7 protein-coding genes are annotated in these 6,096 nt (G+C 67.4%); 2 read left to right on the forward strand and 5 right to left on the reverse strand.

Annotated features, from left to right (window positions below; genetic code table 11):
• The 3 genes from AC1DYX_RS26370 to AC1DYX_RS26380 all read right to left on the reverse strand — a co-directional run.
• Positions 1-1,266, reverse strand: a 1,266-nt coding sequence (locus AC1DYX_RS26370) for a DUF6600 domain-containing protein (protein WP_477264387.1), incomplete at its 3' end; no start/stop codon positions are given.
• Positions 1,267-1,359: 93 nt separating this feature from the next.
• A complete protein-coding gene (locus AC1DYX_RS26375; protein ID WP_477264389.1) occupies positions 1,360-2,241 on the reverse strand; it encodes a lysostaphin resistance A-like protein in 882 nt (293 codons plus the stop codon).
• A gap of 3 nt (positions 2,242-2,244) precedes the next feature.
• Positions 2,245-3,561, reverse strand: a complete 1,317-nt coding sequence (locus tag AC1DYX_RS26380; protein ID WP_477264391.1) for a DUF3422 family protein — start codon at positions 3,559-3,561, stop codon at positions 2,245-2,247.
• A gap of 206 nt (positions 3,562-3,767) precedes the next feature.
• Between AC1DYX_RS26380 and AC1DYX_RS26385 the strand changes: the two genes are divergently transcribed.
• Both AC1DYX_RS26385 and AC1DYX_RS26390 read left to right on the forward strand, forming a co-directional pair.
• Entirely contained in the window at positions 3,768-4,457 is a 690-nt protein-coding gene (locus tag AC1DYX_RS26385; RefSeq protein WP_477264393.1) for a FadR/GntR family transcriptional regulator, read from the forward strand.
• Between the two features lie 10 nt (positions 4,458-4,467).
• Positions 4,468-4,923 (forward strand): YaiI/YqxD family protein, encoded by a 456-nt coding sequence (locus tag AC1DYX_RS26390; protein WP_477264399.1) that lies wholly within the window; start codon positions 4,468-4,470, stop codon positions 4,921-4,923.
• 34 nt (positions 4,924-4,957) lie between these two features.
• Here the strand turns inward: AC1DYX_RS26390 and AC1DYX_RS26395 are convergent, their stop codons facing one another.
• Positions 4,958-5,812 carry a lysozyme inhibitor LprI family protein gene (locus AC1DYX_RS26395; protein ID WP_477264395.1) on the reverse strand — a complete coding sequence of 285 codons (855 nt, stop codon included), beginning with the start codon at positions 5,810-5,812 and terminating at the stop codon, positions 4,958-4,960.
• A gap of 93 nt (positions 5,813-5,905) precedes the next feature.
• Positions 5,906-6,096: hypothetical protein (locus AC1DYX_RS26400; RefSeq protein WP_477264397.1), on the reverse strand; the 191-nt coding region annotated here is incomplete at its 5' end.

The raw sequence follows: 6,096 nt of genomic DNA on the forward strand, positions 1-6,096 counted from the left end.
GGCCTGGGGCGCGGCCAGCGCAGGCGCCACGCGCGCCACGCCGGGCGGCAGAACGAGGCCCGAGCGGACCGTCGGCGCGGCGCTGGCGAACTGCGGCGCGGGCATGGCCACCATCGCGCCCGGCACGTTGCGGTTCACGTAGCGGATGTTCGTGACGTTATTGATGTTGTTGATGATGGTCGTCTGGCGGATGACGGTATTCGTCACGTTGATGTTCGTGACGTAGGTCGGACTCGCGTGGTAAGGCGGCCGGTAAGGCTCGTGCGGCGCCAGCGGGAACCAGCCGACGCCCGGCCCGGACCAGCTCCCGACCGCGAGCGCCGTGCCGACGAAGACCACGAGCGCGGGCGCGTACACGGGACGTGCCTGCACCGGCGCGGGCACCCAGGCCCACGTGTCCGGCGTGCGCACCCAGCGGCCGTAGTGCGACACGGCATAGCCCCACGGCTGGTCATCGACCCAGGTCCAGCCCCACGGGTCGATCCAGGTCCAGTGGCCCGTGTGGTAAGGCGCCCAGTTGCGCGGCGCGCGGTCGGGCACCCACACGGTGCCATAGTCGGGGACGGCGCGCCAGCTGCCGTAGTCGTCGAGGTCCTCGACGCCGACGACACCCTGCGGCACGTAGCGGCGCGCGACGGCGCGTTCCAGCCGCTGGTCGCGTCCCAGTGCCCAGCGGTCGAACTCGTCCGGCGGCGCGGGCGCCAGCGGCACATAGTTGTTCAGGTCCTGGCCGCCGAAGCGGTAGGCCTGGCCGGGCGCCAGCGCAAGCTGCGTGCCGTCGCCATACACGTCGCCGGCACCGCGCAGCAGCGTGACGTCGGTCGTCCTGCCGTCCGGTGCGACGGCGATGCGGTAATCGCCCGGCGCACGCGCGACGAAGGCCAGGTTCGGCGTGTCGACTTCGACCGTCGTGCCGTCCGCGAGGCTGCGCACGTGCAGGTCGATGCGGCCCTGCGAGACCTGCAACTGGGTCGCGCGCTCGTCGGCCGCGAGCACCGTCATCAGGGTGCCCGCGTCCATGCGCGCGATGGCGTCGCCGAACTGGGCTTCGTCGCGCGCGCCGGCGTCCGTCCACAGGCGGTCGCCCGCGACGAGCGGACGGTTCAGCGGCGCCTGGGCCCAGTCGGCCGCGCCGGCGGGAGATAAACTGACGGGGCCGGCCACATAGGCGATGCGGCCCACGCGCGCGGGCGGATCCTGCGCGAGCGCGGGCGTGGCGGCCAGCGCCAGGCCGATGCCGAGCYAGGTGAAGGTACGTGCGGACATGATGATCGATCCTGCGAATGCTGATGACCGATCTTAGTCCGCGCGCGCGGCGCGCGCCGTTGAATGTCACACGGTGTTACAGAAGTTGCAGGTCTAGCGCAACAGGGCCGGATAGGTGAACGCGACGAAGTGGACGGCGTTCAGCGCGAAGTGCGTCAGGATCGCCCCTTCGATGCGCACCGAACGCAGGTAAGCCGCCGCGTAACCCAGGCCGGCCAGCGCCGCCAGCACGACGAGCGCCGCGCCGCCGCGCGCGTGCGCGAGCCCGAACAGCAGCGTGGACACCGCGACGGCGACCGCGGTGCCGTAGCGCCAGCGCGCCATGCCCCGCGCCAGTCCGCCGAGGATGAATCCACGGAAGAACGCCTCTTCCGTCACGCACGTGAACAGCAGGTTGATGGCCAGGAACCACGGCGTCAGCGGCGTCCACTTGACGTCCGGTCGCACGTAGCCGAACATCCAACCGGCACCAAGCACCACGGCGAGCGTCGCCAGCAGCACGGGCGCCGTGCGGCGCAGCATCGGCAGCCAGGCACCCCGCGCGCGGATCGGCGCGCAGAACACCCCCATCAGGACGATGCCCGCCACGGCAGTGTCGAAGTTCGCGTGCAGCGTGAACGGGGCCGCGTCCGCCGACACGCGCACGCCGTCCGCCAGCACGGGATTGTGAAAGCCCGGGAAGCGATGCAGCGCGAACCCGAAGGCGCACAGGCCCGTCAGCACGAGCAGCGGGATGCGGATCCAGGCCCGTTCGCTGGCGCGCGCGCCGAAGGCCAACGCGAGGTAGAAGAACGTGGCGGCGACGCCGGATGCGTCGAGTACGCCGGTCGCCTTGCCGGCAGCGCAGGCGAGCAGCAGCCCGGCGCACCAGGTCCAGTCGCGATTTCCGCCCACGGGCGGTACCGGCAGCCAAAGCAACAAGACGGCCAGCGCCAGCGCGCCGAACGCCGGCACCAGGTCGGGAGCGAGCAGCATCGATCAGCCGTGCGAACGCTTGTGCATCTGTTTGTGCATGCGGCGCAGGCCGAGCCACACGAGGCCCGCGACGACGGGCACCAGCGCGCCCGTCAGCATGTCCGGGTTGACCGGCAGGCCGATGCTCTTGAGGCCCTTGCCGGCATAGCCGAGCAGGCCGACGACGTAGTACGAGATCGCGGCCACGGACAGGCCCTCGACGGCCTGCTGCAGGCGCAGCTGCTGGGCGGCGCGGCGGTCCATCGATTGCAGGATCTGGCGGTTCTGGGTTTCCTGCACGATGGAGACGCGCGTGCGCAGCAGGTCGTTGACGTTGGCGATGCGGCGCGCCAGCGCTTCCTGGCGCGCGGCCGTGGATTCGCACGTGTTCATGGCGGGCGTCAGGCGGCGGTCCATGAATTCCTCGACGGTCGGCACGCCTTCGATGCGGGCCTCGCGCAATTCCTCGATGCGCGCCTTGACGAGGCGGTAGTACGCCTTCGACGCGGAGAAGCGGTAGCCGTTGTCGAGCGAGAGTTTTTCCAGCCGGGCGGCGAGCCGCGTGATCTGTTCCAGCAGGTCCTGGTCGCCGGCGACGGCCTCGCCCGCGACCATGCGTTCGGCGAGCGTGGCGAGTTCGGCCTCGATGTCGTCGAGCGCCGCGGACACGGCGCGCGCGGCCGGCAGGCCGAGCAGCGCCATCATGCGATAGGTGTCGATTTCCAGCACGCGCTGCGCCAGGCGGCCGGCCTGCTGCGCGCGCATCTCGACGTCGCGCAGCACGAAGCGCGCGAAGCCGTCGGCCTGGATCGCGAAATCCGTCCACACCTCGCCGCCCTGCATCACGCGCGAGCCGACCAGGTTACTGCCCGCGAAGCCTTCATGCAGCGCGGCCGGATCGGCCGCGCCGCGTTCCATCAGCACGTGCGCGGCGGACATCAGGCGGCCATGCAGGCCGAGGATCCACGCCTGCGGCAGGTGCGCGAGCGGCATGCGTGCGAACGCCTCCGCCAGCGACCGCCCCGGCGCGATCTTCTCGGTGAACGTGTAGGTGGCGAACTCGGTATGGCACTCCCACTTGAGGCGGAAGCGGCCGAAGTCGTGATAGAAGTGGTTGGCTGTCACGTTCGGCGCGGCGACCCCGAAATGGCCGCACAGCGCTGCCAGCAGCGCGTGCTGGTTGGGCGCATGTGCGCTGCGCGAGCCGGATTCGCTGGCGCGGTACACGGCGAGGTGGGTGATGGCTTCGGGCGCTTCCAGCCGAAGGAAGGGACGCGAATGGATTTCGGCGGCCAGCGGAATGCGCTGGGCGTGGCTCAGGCTCGAATAAGCGGTCGTCATGGTTCGGTTCATCGGCTGCGGGGAGTGACGCCAGTCTTGTGAATTTGCTGGCAATGTTTCCATTGTACATGCGTATGCACGCCGTCAACCTGCAATCGTCCAAGCTGCGCAATTTGGTCTGGCCACTTGCGGTATTATTCAGACCAAACTAAGATGCGTTTCTGGCAATCGCCGCTACATTTTCTGGACTCCGAACAATGAGAAAAATGCCCGCGCCTTCCGATGCGGTTGCGGCCGAGCCGCGACTGTATCGCGTGGTGTCCGGCCGGATCGAAGCGCTGATCCGGGAAGAAAACATCAAGCCGGGCGAACGCCTTCCCGCCGAGYGCGACCTGGCGACGAAGCTGGGTGTCTCGCGCACGTCGCTGCGCGAGGCGCTGATCGCGCTCGAACTGGGCGGCGTGGTCGAAGTCCGCGGCGGCTCCGGCGTCTACGTCAGCGAACAGGCGGTACCGAAGGCGGCGCGGCCGGCCGCCGGCCCCGGTCCGTTCGAGGTGCTGGCCGCGCGCCGCATGATCGAGGTCGAGGTGGCGGCGCTGGCCGCGAAGAACGCGACGCCGGCCGCCGTCGACGCGATCCTCGTCGCCGTCGAAGAGATGGAACAGAACCAGGACGACCTGGGCGAGAACGAATCGGCCGACCGCAACTTCCACCTCGCGATCGCGCGCGCGGCCGGCAACAGCGCCCTCGTCGGGGTGATCGAATACCTGTGGAACCAGCGCGACAGCCTGTGGCACAAGCTGACGGAGCACTTCCAGACCGAGGAACTGCGCCAGCAGACGCTGCTCGACCACCGCGCCATCCTGACCGCGATCGCGTCGCAGGATGTCGCCGGCGCACGGCAGGCGATGCGTGCGCACCTCGACCGCGTCACGCGCACGTTCTCGCGTGGCTGACCGCAGCGCCATGGCCATCTGGGTCGACGCCGACGCCTGCCCCGCCGTCATCAAGGACATCCTGTTCCGCGTGGCGGACCGCGTGCAGATCGACGTCACGCTCGTCGCCAACCAGTTGATCCGCGTGCCGGGCTCGCGCTTCGTTCGCGCACTGCAGGTGCCTGCGGGTCCGGATGCTGCCGATGCGGAAATCGTCGCGCGCGTGCAGGCCGGCGACATCGTCGTGACAGGGGACATCCCACTCGCGGCGCTGGTGCTGGACAAGGGCGGGCTGCCCCTGAATCCGCGCGGCGAGTGGTACACCAGGGACACCATCGCCCAGCAACTGACCATGCGCGCATTCATGGAAGAGTTGCGCGGCAGCGGCGTGGATACGGGCGGGCCGGCCGCGTTCAGCCAGGCGGACCGGCAGCGGTTTGCGAATGCGCTGGATCGGGAGCTGGCGCGGCGCGGGAATCGGCCGTAGTCCGGTCAGGCGGGACATGGCGGCCGCGCCGCCGCTAGGGCCGATGCGGTATTGCGGGGACCCAATGACTTAGTCGATTATATTGCGCAGTGTACTGATCTTTAAGGCAGGCCGCGACGCTGCTGGCGTACGCGCATTCCCGATCCCGGTCTTTCAGCCAATCGCGTTGCAAGGTCCGGAGCTGTCCCTGCGCAATGGTAGTGCCGCTACCCAACCGGATCCTGTTGTATAGCTCGCTCAATGCCAGATCTTGAGCAGATAGCGTCTCATCGGCACAAATTGTTTTTTCAATTTCGCTGGCTGCAAGGTTGCAATCGAACGCCGGACCTGTAGAGGGCGGTTGAAATTTCGCTAACGCGCTAAACTTCCTGGAGTCCAGTTTGATTCGCTCACCAGAGCGACCGATGAATTCGGCGGACTCCGTTCCCAAATCGTGTTCGGTAAGCCATGAGATCAAAGCCAGCCTTGCCTGGACCGGGATATGATCGGCCGATATGCCATTGGAGCCAAGACGCAAGGTGCCCGACAGGTAATATGCGCCCAAGCCGATTCCCGTTTTCGTGTCCACCCAGAGAAATCCCTTTTCCGTGCAACTATGGGGACGGCATGCGGACATGCTGACATAGCGCCCCTCGACAAGCACGACCGGATCCGGTGGTCCACCAAGAGCCTGCAAAACGTCATCCGACAGCATTGGCGGAACGCGAGTGTTCACCAGTCCTGTGGCGCGCTTATCCCACACAAATTCGTTCGTCGATTTGCCTTCATACCCCAACAGCCAGGTGGTAGATGTCTTCTCTTTCTCAGCCTGGCTGGCATCGGCATGGGATAACGCAGAGGTCGAGATGAATAACACGCTTAGCGCAAGTGCAATAAATCGGGATTTCATCAGGCTTCCTCCAGCTCGAGTCAGGGCGTCACGACTGCCATCGCCGTTGCTCGTCGGACTATGGCAACCAGTGTGGGCCCGACGCGCACATTGTCATTTCGTGACGATTTGCGTCACGGACTTGCCGGTGGCCGCGTCCTCGATCCACACCGACGATTTTTCTTTTTTCAAGTCACCCTTGACCAGGTAGACGTGATCGGCCTCCGGCAGGAAATCCACCGTGCCCTCGACCGAGAAAAAAGTCCCGGCCATTTGGCTCGCGAGCGCATGAATGGGCGCGCCGG

The organism is Massilia sp. P2_C2, from assembly GCF_056404615.1.